General features: G+C 60.2%; 14 protein-coding genes. 1 reads left to right on the forward strand and 13 read right to left on the reverse strand.

Annotated features, from left to right (window positions below; translation table 11 throughout):
* Positions 1 to 33: 33 nt before the first annotated feature.
* The 11 genes from J8C06_RS04195 to J8C06_RS04245 are packed head-to-tail and all read right to left on the reverse strand — an operon-like array spanning position 34 to position 13,049.
* Positions 34 to 1,311 (reverse strand): sialate O-acetylesterase, encoded by a 1,278-nt coding sequence (locus J8C06_RS04195; protein ID WP_211429534.1) that lies wholly within the window; start codon positions 1,309 to 1,311, stop codon positions 34 to 36.
* Positions 1,209 to 2,270, reverse strand: coding sequence for a glycosyltransferase (locus tag J8C06_RS04200; RefSeq protein ID WP_211429535.1), 1,062 nt, complete (start codon positions 2,268 to 2,270; stop codon positions 1,209 to 1,211). The genes J8C06_RS04195 and J8C06_RS04200 overlap by 103 nt, the downstream gene beginning before the upstream one ends.
* 3 nt (positions 2,271 to 2,273) lie before the next feature.
* A complete protein-coding gene (locus J8C06_RS04205) occupies positions 2,274 to 3,410 on the reverse strand; it encodes a hypothetical protein (protein ID WP_211429536.1) in 1,137 nt (378 codons plus the stop codon).
* 3 nt (positions 3,411 to 3,413) lie between these two features.
* Complete coding sequence (locus J8C06_RS04210; RefSeq protein ID WP_211429537.1) at positions 3,414 to 5,351, reverse strand: hypothetical protein; 1,938 nt, start codon at positions 5,349 to 5,351, stop codon at positions 3,414 to 3,416.
* An 8-nt stretch (positions 5,352 to 5,359) separates the two neighbouring features.
* Positions 5,360 to 6,337 carry a glycosyltransferase family 2 protein gene (locus tag J8C06_RS04215; protein WP_211429538.1) on the reverse strand — a complete coding sequence of 326 codons (978 nt, stop codon included), beginning with the start codon at positions 6,335 to 6,337 and terminating at the stop codon, positions 5,360 to 5,362.
* A gap of 44 nt (positions 6,338 to 6,381) precedes the next feature.
* Positions 6,382 to 7,578: a glycosyltransferase family 4 protein gene (locus tag J8C06_RS04220; RefSeq protein WP_211429539.1), complete on the reverse strand. Its 1,197-nt coding sequence runs from the start codon at positions 7,576 to 7,578 to the stop codon at positions 6,382 to 6,384.
* A complete protein-coding gene (locus J8C06_RS04225) occupies positions 7,575 to 8,837 on the reverse strand; it encodes a glycosyltransferase family 4 protein (RefSeq protein ID WP_211429540.1) in 1,263 nt (420 codons plus the stop codon). Before J8C06_RS04225 ends, J8C06_RS04220 begins: the two co-directional genes overlap by 4 nt.
* Positions 8,834 to 9,853: a glycosyltransferase family 2 protein gene (locus J8C06_RS04230; protein WP_211429541.1), complete on the reverse strand. Its 1,020-nt coding sequence runs from the start codon at positions 9,851 to 9,853 to the stop codon at positions 8,834 to 8,836. The genes J8C06_RS04225 and J8C06_RS04230 overlap by 4 nt, the downstream gene beginning before the upstream one ends.
* Positions 9,850 to 10,992 (reverse strand): glycosyltransferase family 4 protein, encoded by a 1,143-nt coding sequence (locus J8C06_RS04235; RefSeq protein ID WP_211429542.1) that lies wholly within the window; start codon positions 10,990 to 10,992, stop codon positions 9,850 to 9,852. The genes J8C06_RS04230 and J8C06_RS04235 overlap by 4 nt, the downstream gene beginning before the upstream one ends.
* Positions 10,989 to 11,738, reverse strand: a complete 750-nt coding sequence (locus tag J8C06_RS04240; protein WP_211429543.1) for a class I SAM-dependent methyltransferase — start codon at positions 11,736 to 11,738, stop codon at positions 10,989 to 10,991. Before J8C06_RS04240 ends, J8C06_RS04235 begins: the two co-directional genes overlap by 4 nt.
* 9 nt (positions 11,739 to 11,747) lie before the next feature.
* Positions 11,748 to 13,049, reverse strand: a complete 1,302-nt coding sequence (locus tag J8C06_RS04245) for a glycosyltransferase family 4 protein (RefSeq protein ID WP_211429544.1) — start codon at positions 13,047 to 13,049, stop codon at positions 11,748 to 11,750.
* A 59-nt stretch (positions 13,050 to 13,108) separates the two neighbouring features.
* On the opposite strand from J8C06_RS04245, the gene J8C06_RS04250 reads away from it, so the two are divergent.
* A complete protein-coding gene (locus J8C06_RS04250; RefSeq protein WP_211429545.1) occupies positions 13,109 to 14,839 on the forward strand; it encodes an LIC_10190 family membrane protein in 1,731 nt (576 codons plus the stop codon).
* Between the two features lie 126 nt (positions 14,840 to 14,965).
* On the opposite strand, the gene J8C06_RS04255 is transcribed toward J8C06_RS04250, so the two are convergent.
* Together J8C06_RS04255 and J8C06_RS04260 are read right to left on the reverse strand one after the other, a co-directional pair.
* Positions 14,966 to 15,910, reverse strand: coding sequence for a class I SAM-dependent methyltransferase (locus tag J8C06_RS04255; RefSeq protein ID WP_211429546.1), 945 nt, complete (start codon positions 15,908 to 15,910; stop codon positions 14,966 to 14,968).
* Entirely contained in the window at positions 15,892 to 17,193 is a 1,302-nt protein-coding gene (locus J8C06_RS04260; protein ID WP_211429547.1) for an ABC transporter ATP-binding protein, read from the reverse strand. Before J8C06_RS04260 ends, J8C06_RS04255 begins: the two co-directional genes overlap by 19 nt.
* Between the last annotated feature and the right edge of the window lie 9 nt (positions 17,194 to 17,202).

A 17,202-nucleotide genomic window follows, 5' to 3' on the forward strand; every position in this document is an offset into this window, starting at 1 on the left:
CCGCCAGTGTAGCGCACTTCTGCGCTAGCCCCATCAAAAAGGCCGGTGACGACCAGTCTCAGGGGACAGCTTGGCAGAACCCCCGGAGACGGGCGGGGCGTCCGCCGGCGGAGGAGCCTGAAAGATGGCTTCGAGGATTGCCGCGGTCCATAACCCGGCCGCCGCCCTGGTACCCTCCGCGTTGAAGTGAACGCGGTCAGGCTGGCGCAGTGCAGGGCCGAGCTGATCGGTATCCGGCCCGCGCCGGGCCAGTCCAGACGCCCACACCTGCTGCTGGCCGGCGCGGACGCCATCGTAAGTCTGCCCATCCTTGAACGACGCCTGCGCCACCACCCACGGCACCGCCGAAGTACCCAGCGCCTGGTGGGTCGCGGTGATGAGCGCGCGCAAGTACCGGGCATAGTCATCCGCGGTCATGCCGGCGTCACTTTCACCCTGGTGCCAGAGAATGGCGCGCGCGCCGGTCGGTCCGAGGGCGCGCAGCGTTTGCACCAGGCGCGTGAAGTTAGCCGTTCCCGGCTGCCAGTCGCGGATGCTGCTTCCGCCAACAGCAAGGTTGACAAAGCCGACCGGTACCTCGAGGCGTTCCACCAGGGCGTCCCCGACCAGCGGCCACACCGAGCCGCCGCCGTTTGCCGTCTGCGGATCATCGCCGAGCTTCCACACCAGGCGGTCGGCATCGTCCAGTTGTCCGGTCCGAACGAACGGCGACCGGGCGGTAAACAGGGTCGCGCAGCTTCCGGCGGCATTGGACTGTCCGGCCACGACGAACACCTCACCCACGCACACTTCGCACGTTTCAACGTGATTGAACGCCTGTGGGGGGCGCGGCTCCCCAACCCGGACAAACAACCGGGAGCAACCGGTCGGGAGCGCCAAGCGCCCTTGGAACGAGGTTCGGGTTGGACTGCCCAGCACCTGCCATTCGTGCTCGGCAACGTCCAGGTCGTCGGCCTGGGTCGTGGCGACTTCGACCGTGCGGGCCAGCCACCCCACGCGCCCGGTCAGGGGGACGGTCGCCAGGGCGTCCGCGCCGCGCTGGAGCACCTGGCCCGGCTGCGGGAAGGTCAAAGCGTGGATGCGCCGGTCGAGGTAGAGCATCCGCCGCAGGCCGAACCAGTTCTTCCAGATGCCGAGCGCAGCTACGACCAATCCCGTGGACAGGATGACGCCGACCACCAGCCCGCGGGATGAGAACCGGCCGACCTTCACCATGGCGAGACTCCGGCGCGGCGCAAGCGGACGCGGCAGTCGGCGCAGCGTTGGCGGCCGGACCACCAGCCGCGCCAGTAGCCACGTAGGGCCGCCCATTTGACTGCGTATTCAAACCAGGGCAGCCGCCACCAGCCGCCGCGTCCACCGCGGGCGTGATAACGTGCCACGGCGGGCGCCAGTTGCCAGAGGCGAAGGCCCAGCCCACCGGCCCCGACCAGCCACACCAGTCCACCGCCGATGGGCGGCCGGCCCAGGCCCCAGATTTCAAAGCCACCGACCAGCAGCCCGACCGGCCAGGCAAGCCACTCGACCAGCAGCCTTCCGCCAACCAACAAGCCATGCTTGCGCCAGATGTCGGCTTCCCCGGCCCCGAAAAAGTTCCGTTCGGCTTCGCGCCGAAAACGGCGCAGGGTCGCCGGACGTTCCCAGAAGCAACGCGGCGTCGGGGCGCTCGTCACCGCCTTCGTATGCGCATGGAGCAGGAGCGCAAACACCATGTCGTCAGCCGCCAGCGTGAGGTCTTCGGGATACCCACCGAGCTGTTCCCAGAGGCGCTTGCGGTAGGCAATGGCGCGCGATGAGGCATGCGAATCAGGCTGCGCCCGGAGCGCAAACTCAGGGTAGCAGGCAAATTCCACCCGCGCCCATGCATCCGGCAAATCTTCATAACGCACCATCCAACTGCCCATCACGGCGTCGAGGGCCGGATCGGCGAGGAGGGGTGTTGCCAGCTCTTCCAGCCACCGGTCGTCCCACTGGCAACCGACATCCGTTGAAACGATGATGTCGTGCGTCGCGCGCGCAATGGCCAGATTTCGTCCGCGGGCGACGTTACAGCCGACTTCCTGCGCCACGATCAGGCGGTAATCGCGGCGTGGGCAGTAATCCTGCAAAAACGCCCAGGTGCCGTCCCGCGAACCACCATCTACGATGACGATCTCCCGCGGACAAAGCGTCTGTGCCTCCATAGCCGCGAAAAACGCCTGGCAACCGGCAAGGTCATTGAGCACCGTCGTCACGAGTGACACCGGCGCATAGCGGGCTTCCGTCGGCATGGCTCAGTCGAGTTGGCGACAGACGGCGACCCACCGGCGCAGGTTGGCCGCCACATTCTGAAAGTAGCCCTGCAGGGCCTCGCTCCACAGAAAACCCTTCTGGCCGGCGGCCCAGGCCTCGATCCGGTCGGCCAGTTCCAAGGCCGCCGTGCCGTAGTCGGATGCCGGCGTGAGCGGCGTTTCCAGCAGGGGCAGCATGTCGTCGAGCACGACCATCCCGGCCAACTCGTGCCACAGGTCAACGTAGAGGTTGTGCGGCGTCCGGCGATGCTCCACCACCGGCGAGCCAACGCGCACCCAGTGGCCGACGGCCTCGGCGCACTTCTGGACGAAATAGCCGCTGAAAATGTCGCCAAACCGGTCGAGCTTCAACCCGGCCAGGGAAACCCCCATTTTGACGTAGTAGTACGCCGGTAGCGCCGCCCGCATCAGCGCCGTGTTCTGCGTGTTGATCGGAGACCGCACCCCGCGCCCAAGCAAATAGCTTTCCGTGAAGTTTTCGCTGGTTGCGCAGCGCGTCACCAGGCGCGTAGCGGCATCCACGTCGGGGTCGCCCGACCATAGCCCGGCATTGATCGCAACCTGCCCGGTTGCGAGCTGGTCGCTCACCGTGCCGCAGGCGAGCGTCCGGCGCGGATAGGGAAAACCGCGCGGATAGACCGTCTGACCGCCGCCCAGTGACGGACACCTAACCGCCATCATCGAGCAAAGGTTGAACCAGCCCTGGTCGCCAACGGCCAAGCGCAGCGTGACTTCGCGCCCGACGACGGCATGTTCGCCCAGGAAATCCCATCCCTCCGTCGGGTAGTTGTCGTCGTCAATGCTGATAATCGGATCGCAGCCGTCACGGTAGGCCATCAGAAACCCAACGTTGCGCCGGTTGTCACTCCGCCATGGGATTTCGGCCGCCAGTTCCGGGAAATCGGCCAGAAACGCTTCCTGGTCGTCCGGCGTGAGAAAGAACCAGGGCAGCCCACGGCGGGTATAGGCCCGCACCCGCTCGGCACAGTCAGCCGGTGTCGTCAGGTCGCCCACGACGTAAAACCGTGCGTCTTCGAGCCGGCCGTGACGGTCAAAGTGTTCATAGTAGGCGTCAATGAAAGCGCCATCGTAAATGGTCGTGACGACGATTCCAAACATGCGTTAGTCGTCCTTGAGTGGAGTGAAAGTCATTTGGCGAAGCCGCCACGATAGCCGATCCTGCTTCGGCCGCAAGCCGATTTGTTCGGCGGCAACTGCCTGGTCGGCCACGAGGCGAAGTTCGATGGCCTGCCGCGGCTGAATGACCGGAACGGTCACTTCCCACCGCAGGGCCGCGCCGGGCTGAAGCGTCTGCTCATGCGTGGGCCGGCCATCCACCAGGCAGCGCAGTCGTACCGGGGCCGGCATTGCCGCCGGAAGTTCACCGGCAATGACGAAACGCCCCGGCTGATGGACGAGCAGAGTCAGTTCGGGCCCTGTCCAGTCATCGGTTCGCCACAGGCCGCCGTTGAGGGCGAAGCGGACCGGCGGGGCCGCCTCCAGCCGGTAGAGGGCGTGTTCCATGACAACCCGTTGCCCGACGTCGCGCCCCGGTATGAGGTTCGGCATGCCAAAGTCGTATGTTCCCATCGGCGTCAGTTTCCAGCCCAGGTTGGCCAGGCGGGGCAGAAGGTTGACCGTCGCGCAATCTTCAAACAGCCGGACATGCTTGCCAAAGGCATGCGCGTAGCGCCGAAGGGCAAGGTAATCACCGGCGGTCGGCTGCCGGAGTTCGTCCGGCTTCGGGTCCTGCCCCAGCGCCAGCGCGCCGGCGCCGGGCAGCGCGCCAAGTCGCCGGCCGCCATACACGTGCTTGACTTGGTTGTTGACTTCGATGGGGACTTCTTCCTCGGTGATGTTTTCCGGGAAAAAAAGCCGTGAATCGGGCGCGCCGGTTTGCGCATAGGTCTGGGTGAACATCCCGAAGCCCTGCCAGCAGGCGCGTTGCAGGCGGGCCGTCTGCGCGAAGCCGACCACGTTGAGCGCCAGCCACAGGCTGCCCACGCCGGCTGCCACCGTTTGCCACGGTCGGGCAAGCTTGCCAAACGCCTCCCCGGTGAGCAGGAGCGCCGCCAGCCAGCAGGCATTCACCGGCATCAGAAAGTAGCCACAGGGCCATTTCCAGACAATCAGCAGCCCGAGCGCCGCGCCACCGGAAAGCCACGCCGTTGCGCCGAGCAGCCAGATTGGGTCACGCCGCCGCGCTTTCTCCCATTCCAGCGCCAGCCCGATCAGCGTGGCCGCGCCCAGCAAAGCCAGCTCAGGGTATTTCGTCGCGTAGGTGTAGCCGTTGAACGCCATGCCACGCAGTGACAAATCGGCAAGTGTCAGCCGGTAGGTCGTCGGTTGAATGAGGTACTTGGACGGCAGCCAGTACGCGCCGAGGAAGAGCAGCCCGGCCGCCAAGTGCCAGCTCAGGAGTCCGCGCACTTTCCAGCTTTGCGCGACATATCCGGCAATGCCGATGAGCGACAGCGTGCCCAGCGCCACCAGGCCGCTTTCCTTGCACAGGATCGCCCCTCCCGCGCACAGACTCGCCCAGCCCATCCACCAGGGCAGCCGGTGTGGTTGGGTAAGCGCAAACAACCCGGCCGTGATCGCGCCCAAAAGGCCGAGCGCCACCATCCAATCCGCTTTGCCAAGGGTATAGGCGTTTTCGGCCAGTGGCGACTGGATGAATAGCACGGCCGGCAAGCTCCAGCCCAGCCAGGCGGGGGCGTTCATCCGGCGTGCCAGAAGTAGGAGATACCCGCCACCAAATCCCAGCAGCGCGAGCGCCTGGACGATGTGGTGGGCCGCGCGTGACATGCCGAGTCCGTTGGCCATGGCGGCGTAATACAGCCAAAAAACCGGGCGGTAACGTTCCCCGTCGTTGCGGCTGAGCGCCACGTCCACGAAGCCATGACTCGTGGCCATGTCCCACAGCCGCCAGTCGTCCAGGGCGGCCCAGGGCCGTGGGAGCGCCGACGGCAAGATGGCAATTGCCCACACGAAAAGCACAAGGAGCAGGGCCGGCGGCCAGGGCGTGGGTTTCACATCTGCTGTTGAACGTGAAGACATCGTCGTACCTATGCCGGCCAGAGCCTTCGGTAGCGCAGGAAGCGGGACAGCCCAAGCCAGCGCCGAAAGCGCATGGCCCAGGCCGGCTCATCGGCAATGGCAAAGTAGCGCGCAAGCCACTGTTCGGCGCGGGCCAGCGCCGCCTGCGCCGTGCTGGAATCGTTGATGCGGCCGGCGGCTTCATACACGCTTGAATAAGCGCGCATCAAGGCCGCCGCTTGACCGGGCGTTGGCTGGCGACCGCGTTCGGTCAGCCACCGCAGGTTGTACTCTGCCGCTAAATCAAACTCGCGCAAGCGTTTGGCGGGGTCGTCAAGCTGGTTGCGGGCCGTTGGTGTCTGCATGCGGTAAAAGGCTCCGGTCGCCGAACTAAAAGCCGTCGAGCACGTCATGACCAGCCGAAACCAAAAAACGGCATCCTCGTTGGAGAAGCGGTCGAGTTCTTCCGGCCAGAGGTACTCTTCGGTCAGCGCCTCCCGGCGGACGAGCGCCGCATGGACGGCCCAGGGAGGGAAGGCAAAGGCGGCATCCTGGAGCGCCAGTGGCCCCTGTCCGTAGCCGGCCGGCCGCTGGACAACCACCTGTCCGGGCCGGTCGTCGCGTACCTCACGCCATCCGCCCGCGATGAGCGCCGCTTCTGGGTGCCGCGTGGCAACGGCAAGCTGGCGCTCGATGTGGTCTGGGGCCAGCCAGTCATCGGCATCGAGAAACTGAATCCAGTCGCCCCGCGCCATTCGGATGCCGTAGTTCCGCGCCGCGCCTGGTCCCTGGCGAGGCGACGTGACCACCTGCACGCGGGCGTCGTCGAAGCCGCGGGCCAGCTCGGCGCTGCCATCGGTCGAGCCGTTGTCCACCACCAGCAGTTCCCAGTCGGTGCAGGTCTGCGCCAACACGCTGCGGAGCGTGTCACCCACATAGGCGGCCTTGTTGTAGAGCGGGACGACAATCGAAATCAAAGCCAACGTATCGCACTCAATAGCTGACAAATCGTATCACCGGCCGAACCCGTCCGGCCGGTGTGTCTGCCAAGTCAGGTTGTGGAAAGAGCCGTTTGGTAAACCTCTATGTATCGCTCGATGACCTGTTCCCAAACGAACCTGGAAGAAATCTGAAAGCCGCGCTCTCCAAGCTTGGAGCGAAGCGACTGGTTTTGAGCGAGCCGGCAAAGCGCTTCGGCTACGTTTTCTGCGGTCTTGGCTTGGTCTCCAGTGTGATCAACCAGGATACCACCTGGATCATCTCCGTTGATTTCCTCCAGGACCGGAAGCTTTCTCGCTATGATTGGCTTTTTGTACCGCCAGGCTTCCATGTACACGATGCCAAAAGACTCTCCTTCGGATGGTACGCACAGGACATCGCAGGCCGCCAGGGCATCGTGCTTGTCGTCTTCTCCGACGTGGCCGACTTCGATGATCCGACTCGCATGAGGCAGCGGCACGTGGACTTGCGGCATGTCAGCCGGCCCGATGACAACCAGTGTCGCATCCGGGTGGTGCTTGAGGAAGTTCAGGAAAGCTTCGACGGCAACTGGATAGCCCTTGTCCTTCGACCGCCTGCCAAGAAAAAGCACCATGAAGCCCTGGACATCGTGCTTTTTTCTAAATCGTGAGCCGTTGCCGTCGGTACGGTCCTCAAAGCCGTGGATGACGTGGATTTTTGGGGATGGAATCCCACGGCTGATGAGAAAGTCCTTTTCAAAATTGGTGTGCGCGATCAGGGCATCCGCCTGGTGATACAACCTCAAGTCAACGGCCTGGTCGCCCCACTGTCCTGGATGAACGCACGGTTCGACGATGAAAGGTTTTCTCAGCGTCGTTGCGCTTTTTAGGCCTGCGAAACCGAGCAGCTCCAAACCTTGACCCAGGAAGTGAACGACATCGGAGGCTTTGATTTTTTCGGTTATTTTTTCTCTGTAAAGGAACTCGAAAAGTCGAATGGGGATGGTCGCGGTTCGTTCCCTGAAAAGCAATTTGTAGGAACTTTTCAGAAGCCAGCCGGACAGTTGACCGTGGCCGACGACGTGGGTTTGGATGCGCGCGCTTTCGATGGTTTGCTCTCGTTCTGAGCTGACCAGGTGGTTTTCCAGTGGATGGCGCTGTTGGGTAAAGCGGGTGATGACTTCAAACTCATGGTGTCTTTTTTTGAGTTCGTGGCCAAGCTGGGCTGCCAGCACTTGCAACCCGCCGGTGAGTGGAAAGAACTCGCGTGTGACCAAGGTGATCTTCATGTCAACTCCGCAACTTCGGATGCCGATGGTTGGTCGGCGCATGGCGCGGTTTGTCCGGCATAGGCCGCCAGGTACTTGCCGGCCTGGGGTTGCAGTCCAAATTCCCGCTCAACGAAGTGGCGCGCACGGGTTCCCAAAAGCCTTCGTTCGTCATCACGTTCGATGAGGCGAAGGATGGCATCGGCAAGCTTGGCCGTATGTTCCGGTTCGACGGTGATACCGGTCTCTCCATCGCGCACAAGGTCTGGCATGCCACCAACCCGGAAGCTCAGGCAGGGAACACCGCAGGCCATGGCTTCCTGAAGGACAAGCCCAAAGGCCTCTTCGCGCGCCGGGCTGACGAAGACATCTGCCGCCGAGTAGAGGCGCGCCTTGAGATGGTCGTTGAACACGCGCCCGGTGAGTACCATCTGGCAGCCCAGACCGGTGCAGTCGTCCGGTCGGGTATCCCCCAGCACCAGCAGCGTCAGGCGCTGCCGATGGTGGATGGGCAACTGCCGGAGCGCCGCTACCAGCAGGTCACTGCCTTTGCGTGGATCGTTGACGTTCATCGCGGCAAACATCAAAACGAAGCGGTCATCTGGAATCCCAAGTAGTTGCCGACAGGCCAACCGGTCATGCGGACGATACACCGCCGTGTCGAGGCCGGCCGGAATCCGATATACCGGCAGGTCGCCCAGAAAACTGGCCTTGGCAATGGCTTCCATCCACTGACTGAGCACGAAGACGCCGCTGAGGGTCTGGGCGAAGACGCGCCGTTTGAGCCGCCATTCCAGGGCCGAGGTGTCAAACCGCATGGCCGGGTACGCCAGGGGATAGGGACACCGCCCGCAACCGGTCTTCCACCGCTGGCAGTCGGCGCTGTAGCTACAGTGTCCGGTGACGGCCCACATGTCGTGCAGGGTCAGAAATGCCCGCTTGCCGCGGAGCAGTTTCGGCAGCGCCAGATAGTTGAAATAGCCATGGTGCAGGTTGTGCAGGTGAATGATTTCGGTTTCCTGAAACACCGGCTCCCGCGCCAAGTCAAAGGTGCTGGTGATGAGCACATCGGGAAACCGCAGCCAGCGTCCAAGCCGCGCCAGGTGGTAGTCACGTCGCCGCCAGCGTGGTAGCGGGTGAACGTCCACCGCGTCGCCGCTGATGCGGGCCGCCAGGATGCGTGAGTTGACGCCGAGCTGACGCAGTCCGCTATGCAGCCGCCACATGGCCGTAGCCGCTCCGCCGATCTGGTCAAACTCGTTGATGTGCAGCACGTTCATGCCGGGCGTCGCTTCCATAATCGGGTCTTGAGCGGACGCAGCGTCCGCCGCAGACAGGCCGCGCCCAGGGGCCAGGACCACAGCGCCGGTCGCCGCAGCATTTCACGCCACCTGCGCCCGTGGTCGGGTTCGTGGTCGGCAAGGATATGCGCCCAGGTCTCAACCAGCAGGCGGTCGAGTTCAACTGGGTCGTAGCGGTGAACCCGCTGGTTGGCCCGCCGGATGCGCTCAAACAAATCGCCGATGAGGGCGGTCGGCGGATTGCCGGTGGCTTCGTTGACGAAGACATAGGTCAATGTTTCGACGTCGGTTTCCTGAAGCTCGCCCAGTAGCGCCGCCAACTGTTGGCGCAGCACCAGCCGCGTGCCGGCGAGTTGGGCGGCCCGCCGGGTCGTCGTCGTTTGGCCGGCATGCAACCGGTACTTCAGCAGCACAGCCGGCACGTTGGCGACGGCGGCCCGGTTGGCGACGGCTACCCAGTAGGCGTAATCAAAGGCTAACCCAAAGGCGTCGAAGTCGAAACCGCCCGGAAGCCAGGCGTCCCGGCGCATGACGACGGTAGGCGTGGAAAAGGGACACGCCATGAGCAGCCGGACGGCCAAAGCCGCCGGTTCGGTCGGAAAGCAGCGTCGTTCCTGGCGCGCGCCAAAGGTTTCCACCCACGCCCCGCAGAGCGCCACTTCGGGATGGCGTTCCAAAAACGTCACTTGCCGCTCCAGCCGCTCCGGGAGACTGATGTCGTCGCTGTCCATGATGGCCAGGTACGCGCCACGCGCCAGGGCAAAACCACGGTTGAGCGACCCAGCATGCCCAAGGTTGGTCGCGTTGCGGACGTAGCGCAGGCGGGCATCGGCAAATCCCTGGATGACGCTTGGCGTGGCGTCGGTCGAGGCATCATCCACGACGATGAGTTCAAGGTCGGTAAGGGTCTGGCGCAGGATGCTCTCGATGGCTTCCGCCACGTAGGCTGCCTGGTTGTAAACGCATAGCACTACCGAAACACACGGAGAAGTCATGCGAAAATTTCCCTGAGCTTATCGGCGAACACTTGCGCCGGATCGGAGGGCAGACGGTGGCGAATCATCTCCGCGGCGCGCTCGCCCATGGCGCGCCACGTGGCACGCCGGTCGTAGGCTCGTTCCAGGGCTTCATCGAGCGAGACTACATCCGGCGCGCGCGCGATAAAGCCGGTGACCCCATCTTCCAGCAGTTCGGCGTTGCCGGGTACGTCGGTCACGATGGCCGGCCGGCCGCAGAGCATGGCTTCGATCAGGGCCAGTGGCATCCCTTCGTGGCGTGAAGGGAGCACCAGCGCGTGATGCTCCCGCCAGAACGTCGCCATATCCGACACGAAGCCGGCGAAGTGAACCGATGCCAGCCCTAGCTGCTCGGCATATCGCCGCAGTCCGCCTTCCCAGGGGCCTGTTCCGGCCAGCGTGACGCGCACCTCCCGCGCCCGCCACTTCGGCAGCGCCAGGGTTTCCAGCAGGATGTCCTGCCCCTTGGCCGAGGGCTCCATTCGCGCCACGCAGCCCAGTCGCAGCGGGCAATCCGTGTCCGGCCAGGGTGGGCGGGCCTCGGCATCCACGTTGAACGGGTTGAAAATGACCTCGGCATTGCCGAGGGGTTGTCCGATTTGTTTTTCGAGGAGCTGCCGGTTGCCTTCCGACACGAAATACGCCCGCGCTGCCTGGGTGAACATTCGTGTGACCGGCGCCACCAGCGCATCCGAGGGCATCCAGAGCAGGCTGTTGGCCTGGGTGAGGATGGCGTACGGACGTGCCAGGCGGTGGCACTCTTCGGCAAAGAACAGCGACCACTCATCGAAGTTGGCCCCCTGGGAGATGACGACGGCTGCCGGACGGACCCGCTCCAGCCAGCGGCGGCTCGCCAGGTGGACCGGCGGCACATAACCGCCTCCACCCAACCGATGGAGCAGGCTCTGGAGTTTTTTGTATCGGTCGAGCCGCCGAAACGCGACCTGGATACCCACTGCCGCCAGCGCTTCGATGGCCGGGGCCGGTGTTGGCCAATACTTCACATTGGCGTGAACTTCCCATCCGGCTTCGAGCAAGTGGCGCGCGGCGCGGCTCCACAGTTCTTCGCTGCCGCCCCACGGGCTGCCTTCCATCGTCGAGATGAACGCGATGTTCATGTTTTTTCGAGGACGACCACGTTGGCTTGATAAAACGTAAACGGGCTGTGCCAGCTCACCCGTGATTGCAGTTGCCTTGATTTCAGTCCCCACAACAGCAGGCGGTGAACCGACCAGTAAGCGCGATTGACCAGCCGATTGACCAGCGACCGTCCAACCGGCTGCGGATAGCTGCTGGCCAGGAGCGTTCCTAGAATGTCCCAGCCGTCCCCGGCCGCTTTCTGAAATTTGACCTCGAAGCCATACTTGGCGGCAAAGTGTTGAAAGGCGTAGGGTGTCGGGCGCCAGAAGTCGTTTGGTTCCTCATGCAAAAAATAAAAATGAGGGCAAGTTACAAGGGCGCGTGCGCCGGAGCACATCAGGCAGGCAAAGTTGGCAAACGACGTTTCCCAGTCGGCCACGTGTTCGAGGACTTCCAGGCACAGCAGAAAATCAAACGGCCCGGCCGCCAGCAAGGCCTCCGGCAGTGGACGGTCAATCTCACAGAGGAAATCCACCGTCCCTTCGGGATTCTGGGCGACATCGAGGCTGACATACCGAAAGCCATGCGCTTCCAGCCAGGGGCGAAAGGGCTGCCGGCCGCACCCAACATCCAGGGCGCGGCCGGATGGTGATTGGGGCAGGTAAGCTTCCGGCATGGCTTCAATCTCCCGGCGCAAAAGCGGAACCATGAAGGCTTCGTGAGGGGCTGCGGGCCGGTAGTCCGGGCGTTGGATGTCGTTCTTACATTCAAGCATGGCTGCCATGGTGACATATCAAGGTGAGGCAGGCTGGCGGCCGGTCCACAGTCGGCGGGTCAGGGCTATCAGCTTGGCCCGCGCCACCCGGCCGTAATACACGAGCGGCGGCGGTTCGCGCCAATGATCTTCTTCCAGATTTGGATGTGGCGGCGGCAATCCAAGGCGGCGCGACCGGCGGCGCAGCAGCGGTTGCCCCTGATAGGTTGCTTCCCGGTTGCGGCGGTCAAGTAAGTCCAGCCACTGCCGATGGCAGGTTTCCAGGTCGTAGCCGGAAGTAGTGATCTGTCGCCGGGCCCCCTGTGCCAGCCGCGCCCAAGTCTCCGGCTGGCCGGCCAGGCGGGCAACTGCCGCCACGAAGCCGTCGCCACGGTCGGGGACGATGAGGCCGGTTTCTCCGTCCACGACGAGTTCGCCGATGCCGCTGCGCATGGGCGTGCAGATGGGCACGAGTCCGGCCGCCATGGCTTCCATCAGCGCAATCGGCAGTCCTTCATAATCCGAGAGCAGGACGAAAACGTGGTGTTCGGCCATGAGCGCCTGGATGCGGGCGTTATCCACCAGCCCTACGTAGCGCACGCGACCGTGGCTTTCCTGGGCAATGATGCGCTCAACGGCAGCGCGACCCCGTCCGTCGCCGGCGATGGTGGCCGTAACGTTGGGAAGCTGCGCCGCCCGACACAGGGCGCGGGTGACATCCGAAATCCGTTTTTGTTCCTCTTCGAGCCGCCCGGCATAGAGCAGCCGGAGCGGACCCTGTGTCCACTGCGCGGTCGTGGCCGGGAGGGGGACACCGTAGGGGATGCCCCAAACGGACGTTTCGGGCGCGGCCTGGGCTTGCGTGGCTACCGTGAGGTAGCGCGAAACCGTCACGATGTCGGTGGGGCGAAAGCGCGCCGGGCCGGCAACAAACCTGTCCACCAGCGCGCGATGGTAATCGTCATCAGAATGGAGCACGCCCACCGTGGGGAGACCGGCCGGGCGCGTCCAGGCGGTGGCATAGAGTCCGGCAATGACGAAGTTCGGGATGAAAACGCTTGGTTGGAGGGCTTCGAGCTGGGCCAACAGCCAGAGAAGCTTCTTCTCGATGGTTTCCCAGTGGGGAAAGGTCACGAAGCCGATGCCTTGGGCAGCAAGCGCCGCAAGCAGGGGATAATCGTCTGGAATCCGATGCGCATGGGGATTGAGGATGAACGCAAGCACCCGGACCTCGAAGCCACGCACCGTGACAAACGCGCTCCAGCGCCGTAGCCAGCTATTGGGGCCGCCGGTGAAGCCCGGGGCATCGAAGGTGCAGATTGCAACTCTTGGTTTCTTCATGGAAAACTTGATGAGTACGTATGTATCAGATTTTTTACGTTTAGTATATTTTGAAAATTATGATAGCAGTCATTTTATCATGGATTACGGTGTTAGCGATTGCTTACGTTTTTGGAAGCATTTTTGTAACAGAAAAATTATTTGAACGGATGGGAGACCATTTTTTAGTTTCTATTTGGGTAGGGTTAACAGTTATTTCTAATTTTTGGATCTTGTTGGCATTTTTTATTCCACTAAAATTTTTCTCGACAATGTTCTTTACCTTTGTAGTAGTAGTGTTGCTATCTATTCGTTTTAAGATAAAATATAATTTTAGATTTTTTAAGGATTTATTGAGGTATAAGTATTTTATAATTTTGAGTTTTTTTATCCTGAACATTGTTGCATTTTTAGCTTCCCAGGAAGTGAAAAATATAGACACAGGTGGTTATCATTATCCAATAGTTCGCTGGTTAGTAGAGTATGGGGTCACATATGGTTTAGCATTGCTTCAGTTGCAGTATGGTTACATCTCCACTTGGTATGCATTGATAGCCCCATTTGAAGCTGGACCTTGGCAAGGGCACATCGGCGGGATTGGCGCTTTTCCAGTTTTCTTACTCTCACTTCATGGTTTACTTAGCATCTTTCGAATACATAAAGGCGAGGAATGTTTTTCAGATTGGTTTATACTTGTTTCCTGGTTTCTTGGAACTAGCTTAATTGTTCTCTCACCAGTTGTTGTTGGCATGTCTACACTTTCAACTGATATACCAATTGCTGTAACTGTTATTGTTACAACATGGATGCTCATTTATCATTGCAATAAAGAAGATTCAGACAATCTAACCAGTAACCTTAGAATTGTGGTGATCGCTTTACTCGCTTTTGGAGCTTTTGCGATAAAATTTTCGTCATTTCCACTAGCTCTATTTGTAACGTTGTATATCCTCTTCAATCTAGGTAAACGGAAATTTAATAGAATAACTCTCTTAGCGTTGACTCTTGTTTTTTCTTTAGCTCCAACTATGGCAGCTAGGTTTGTTGCATCAGGTTATCCACTTTGTCCCTCAACACTATTTGGCTTTGACTCAGTGGAATGGGCTGTTGATCGCCAAGTCATAGAGAACGCAACTGTAGAGATTAGAGACTTTGCCCGTTGGCAATGGCACACTTTATCATCTCCGCGTTATAGTCTTGGATGGTTTGACCTGTCTTGGTTACAGTATTGGGTAAAGTTTGAAATCTTGATGGCTGCCTATCTAGTTGCTTCTATTTTTTCAACACTTTTCTTAATTTTCAGACGAAAATCCGAGCTAAATTTATTTGCAGCGATCTTTATTGGATTAACAGGGACTTTTTATATCTTTATCTCTGCACCCTTCTTACGTCTAGGCATAGGATTTTTGGTCATTTTACCATCTTTACTTTTATCTTATCTTTTGTGGATGAAGAAATTAAAATTAGCTTACACAGCAGTTGGAATTATTGTTTTACTTACAAGTTTATCTGTTTTTTGCAGACAGCCACCTGGAAAGTTTTCGGTTTTGGTTTTCATTTTTATTCTACTTACGCTCTGGCTTTTTGCGATTTGGAGTGGTAAGAGATGGTCAATGCTAACAAGGGTTGTCATAATAGGGGTGTTGCTATGCTTGCCGATGCTTTTTACTGGTGTTGCTATGCTTGCCGATGCTTTTTACTGCTGTGCGCATGCGTCCCAAGTTATACCTCGTCAGGCCAGCAAAGATGCCATCTTGGCCAACCACGGTAATTATAGTCAATGGAATCCAGGTTCACCGTCCGATTATTGAACCCGGAATTTATCCTTTATGTTGGGGAAGTCCACTTCCTTGTGCCGTATCTCCTGACCCAAATCTTGCACTGCGCAACCCAAAACGGGGTTTAGCAAGTGGTTTTAAACGCTTATCTAAGTAAGATTATTGCTTAAATCGAAATACAACTAGTAGGTTTCTCGGTATTGCTAAACTTGTCATAAACCATGCCAAGGCTTTTGTTAACCATTGCTTGGAATTCTGTCTTTGTTGACTTTGGTAAAAGTTCCATAGCAACCAATCACGCTTACGAAAAAAAATGGAATTATTAACTAACGAAAATGTAAGATACCGATTGTATTCCCCGATTTCCATAGGTATGGTATAGGTATTCCTAAGTGTCATTGGAAAGACGTTAGCCAATGCTTTTAATGATTGGCGATTCCAAAGCCCCATGTGGTGAGGTGGGGCATTGAGTGCAAAGTATAAGTCAAATTTGTAGGCATAAGGATCACTATTTGGAACAGCAATAACTAGGCATCCGCCAGGTTTAAGAAGAGTCAGCGTTGAACTGAGAAAATTGTGAACATTTGTAATGTGTTCAAGGACATGAAAAGCACAAACGACATCATAGGAATGTGCGTGCGCGTTCACGTGAGCTTCAACTGTTTCCAGTCGAACATCCAGCCCATCGGCGCGACACTGGGCGACGGCCGCGCGGTTGAGGTCGAGTCCGACCGCCGCCACCTGGCGGGCTGCCAGGCGTTTCAGAAAGAAGCCGCGGCCGCAGCCGATTTCAAGCACCCGGTCGGATTGTCGGATATGGCGTTCGGCCAGGGCATGTTCCGGGCGGTCGGTGTAGTACCACGGAAATTGGGCAAGCTGCGCGTAGAGGTCTTCGCGTCCGGCCAGCGTGAACGGGTAGTAAAAGCGGTAGCCCGTCACCGAACAGGCGTAGATGTCAACCTGGGGCAGTCCGTGGAAGTAATCGGCGACGTCCACGCCGTAATCGCGCTGATAGCTTTCAATCAACCGGGACGTGTCGAGCGCCTCCACGCAGCGTGCCGGCGCGCCGGGAACGACTGGGCTGGTCAGTTGGCGGCTTCCCATACCACTCCCTCGACCGGCCGGACGGCCGACCACACCGTGTCTTCGACATAGGCTGCTTCGCCCGCATGCCGTTCGTATTCCGCGCGCGGTTGCGCGAGCATCGAGACCTCGAAGGCGAGAATCCCCGAAAGCTTTTCGATGAGTTGATTGGAGCGCCGATTGGCCAGCCAGGTGGTCACGGTATAGCGCCCCATGTAGAGCCGCGGCCGTGGCAAGTGGCACTCAAACTGATGAGCGCCGCGCTCCAGTGGGCCGAAGTCATAGTCGGCCCCAGTCACCGGATTGACGTAATGGCAGTGAAGCACCGGGCGTTCCTGCTCGTCCAGGACCTGAAAGGTGAAGGCGAAGTGCCGGCTGGGTTCGTCACAGTGCAGGACGAAACGGAAGGTAAGCGGTTGTCCCCAGTCGTGCTGGCCGCGCGGCCCGGAGGTCAGGACGCTGGCCCGCGCGACATGGCTGTGACGGGGCGGTGGGTTGGCGACGTAGTTCGACGCCGTATCGGTTGTCAGCCGTTGGCGCCGTTCGTATTCCTGAATCGCGCCGCCGGTAGGACCGGCATAGACGACTTCGCCGCCTGAAAGGACGAGGCAGGTCGTCGTGAGCCGCCGGACGGCCTGCATGCTGTGGCTGACAAACAGGACGGTTCGCCCATGCTGGGCGATGTTCTCCATCTTGCCCAGACACTTTTTCTGAAAGCCGGAGTCGCCCACGGCCAGGACCTCATCCACGATGAGGATTTCAGGTTCGAGGTGGGCCGCCACGGCAAAGGCGAGCCGCATGTACATCCCGCTCGAATAAAAGCGCACCGGCGTATCGAGGAAGCGCTCCACTTCGGCAAAGGCGACGATTTCATCAAACTTGCGCGCAATCTCGGTCCGGCGCATGCCGAGGATCGCGCCGTTGAGAAAGATGTTTTCGCGTCCGGTCAGTTCCGGGTGAAAGCCTGTGCCGACTTCCAGCAGCGAGCCGACCCGCCCGTGCAGCTCGACCTGTCCGGTGGTCGGTTCGGTAATGCGGGATAGCACCTTGAGCAGCGTGCTTTTTCCGGCCCCGTTGCGTCCGATGACGCCGACGGCCTCGCCCCGCTTGATCTCGAACGACACATCTTTCAGCGCCCAGAAGGTGGTTTCGCCGTCGTCCGGGTCGTGGTTCGACCGGCGGCGCAGGGGAGACAGGAGCGTTTCCTGAATGGATTCCCGCAGTGAGCGATAGGGGCCGCGGTTGCCGCCGCCAATCCGGTATCGTTTGCCAAGTCCGCAAGCGCGAATCGCAATGTCATTCATCGGGGTTGA

It is taken from the genome of Chloracidobacterium validum (genome assembly GCF_018304825.1).
GTDB lineage: Bacteria > Acidobacteriota > Blastocatellia > Chloracidobacteriales > Chloracidobacteriaceae > Chloracidobacterium > Chloracidobacterium validum.

Excerpts from the sequence above, each read along its gene's own strand:
- J8C06_RS04195 (WP_211429534.1), bottom strand. The coding sequence starts at position 1,311 with ATGGGCGGCCCTACGTGGCTACTGGCGCGGCTGGTGGTCCGGCCGCCA.
- J8C06_RS04200 (WP_211429535.1), bottom strand. The coding sequence starts at position 2,270 with ATGCCGACGGAAGCCCGCTATGCGCCGGTGTCACTCGTGACGACGGTG.
- J8C06_RS04205 (WP_211429536.1), bottom strand. The coding sequence starts at position 3,410 with ATGTTTGGAATCGTCGTCACGACCATTTACGATGGCGCTTTCATTGAC.
- J8C06_RS04210 (WP_211429537.1), bottom strand. The coding sequence starts at position 5,351 with ATGTCTTCACGTTCAACAGCAGATGTGAAACCCACGCCCTGGCCGCCG.
- J8C06_RS04220 (WP_211429539.1), bottom strand. The coding sequence starts at position 7,578 with ATGAAGATCACCTTGGTCACACGCGAGTTCTTTCCACTCACCGGCGGG.
- J8C06_RS04225 (WP_211429540.1), bottom strand. The coding sequence starts at position 8,837 with ATGAACGTGCTGCACATCAACGAGTTTGACCAGATCGGCGGAGCGGCT.
- J8C06_RS04230 (WP_211429541.1), bottom strand. The coding sequence starts at position 9,853 with ATGACTTCTCCGTGTGTTTCGGTAGTGCTATGCGTTTACAACCAGGCA.
- J8C06_RS04235 (WP_211429542.1), bottom strand. The coding sequence starts at position 10,992 with ATGAACATCGCGTTCATCTCGACGATGGAAGGCAGCCCGTGGGGCGGC.
- J8C06_RS04240 (WP_211429543.1), bottom strand. The coding sequence starts at position 11,738 with ATGGCAGCCATGCTTGAATGTAAGAACGACATCCAACGCCCGGACTAC.
- J8C06_RS04245 (WP_211429544.1), bottom strand. The coding sequence starts at position 13,049 with ATGAAGAAACCAAGAGTTGCAATCTGCACCTTCGATGCCCCGGGCTTC.
- J8C06_RS04250 (WP_211429545.1), top strand. The coding sequence starts at position 13,109 with ATGATAGCAGTCATTTTATCATGGATTACGGTGTTAGCGATTGCTTAC.
- J8C06_RS04255 (WP_211429546.1), bottom strand. The coding sequence starts at position 15,910 with ATGGGAAGCCGCCAACTGACCAGCCCAGTCGTTCCCGGCGCGCCGGCA.
- J8C06_RS04260 (WP_211429547.1), bottom strand. The coding sequence starts at position 17,193 with ATGAATGACATTGCGATTCGCGCTTGCGGACTTGGCAAACGATACCGG.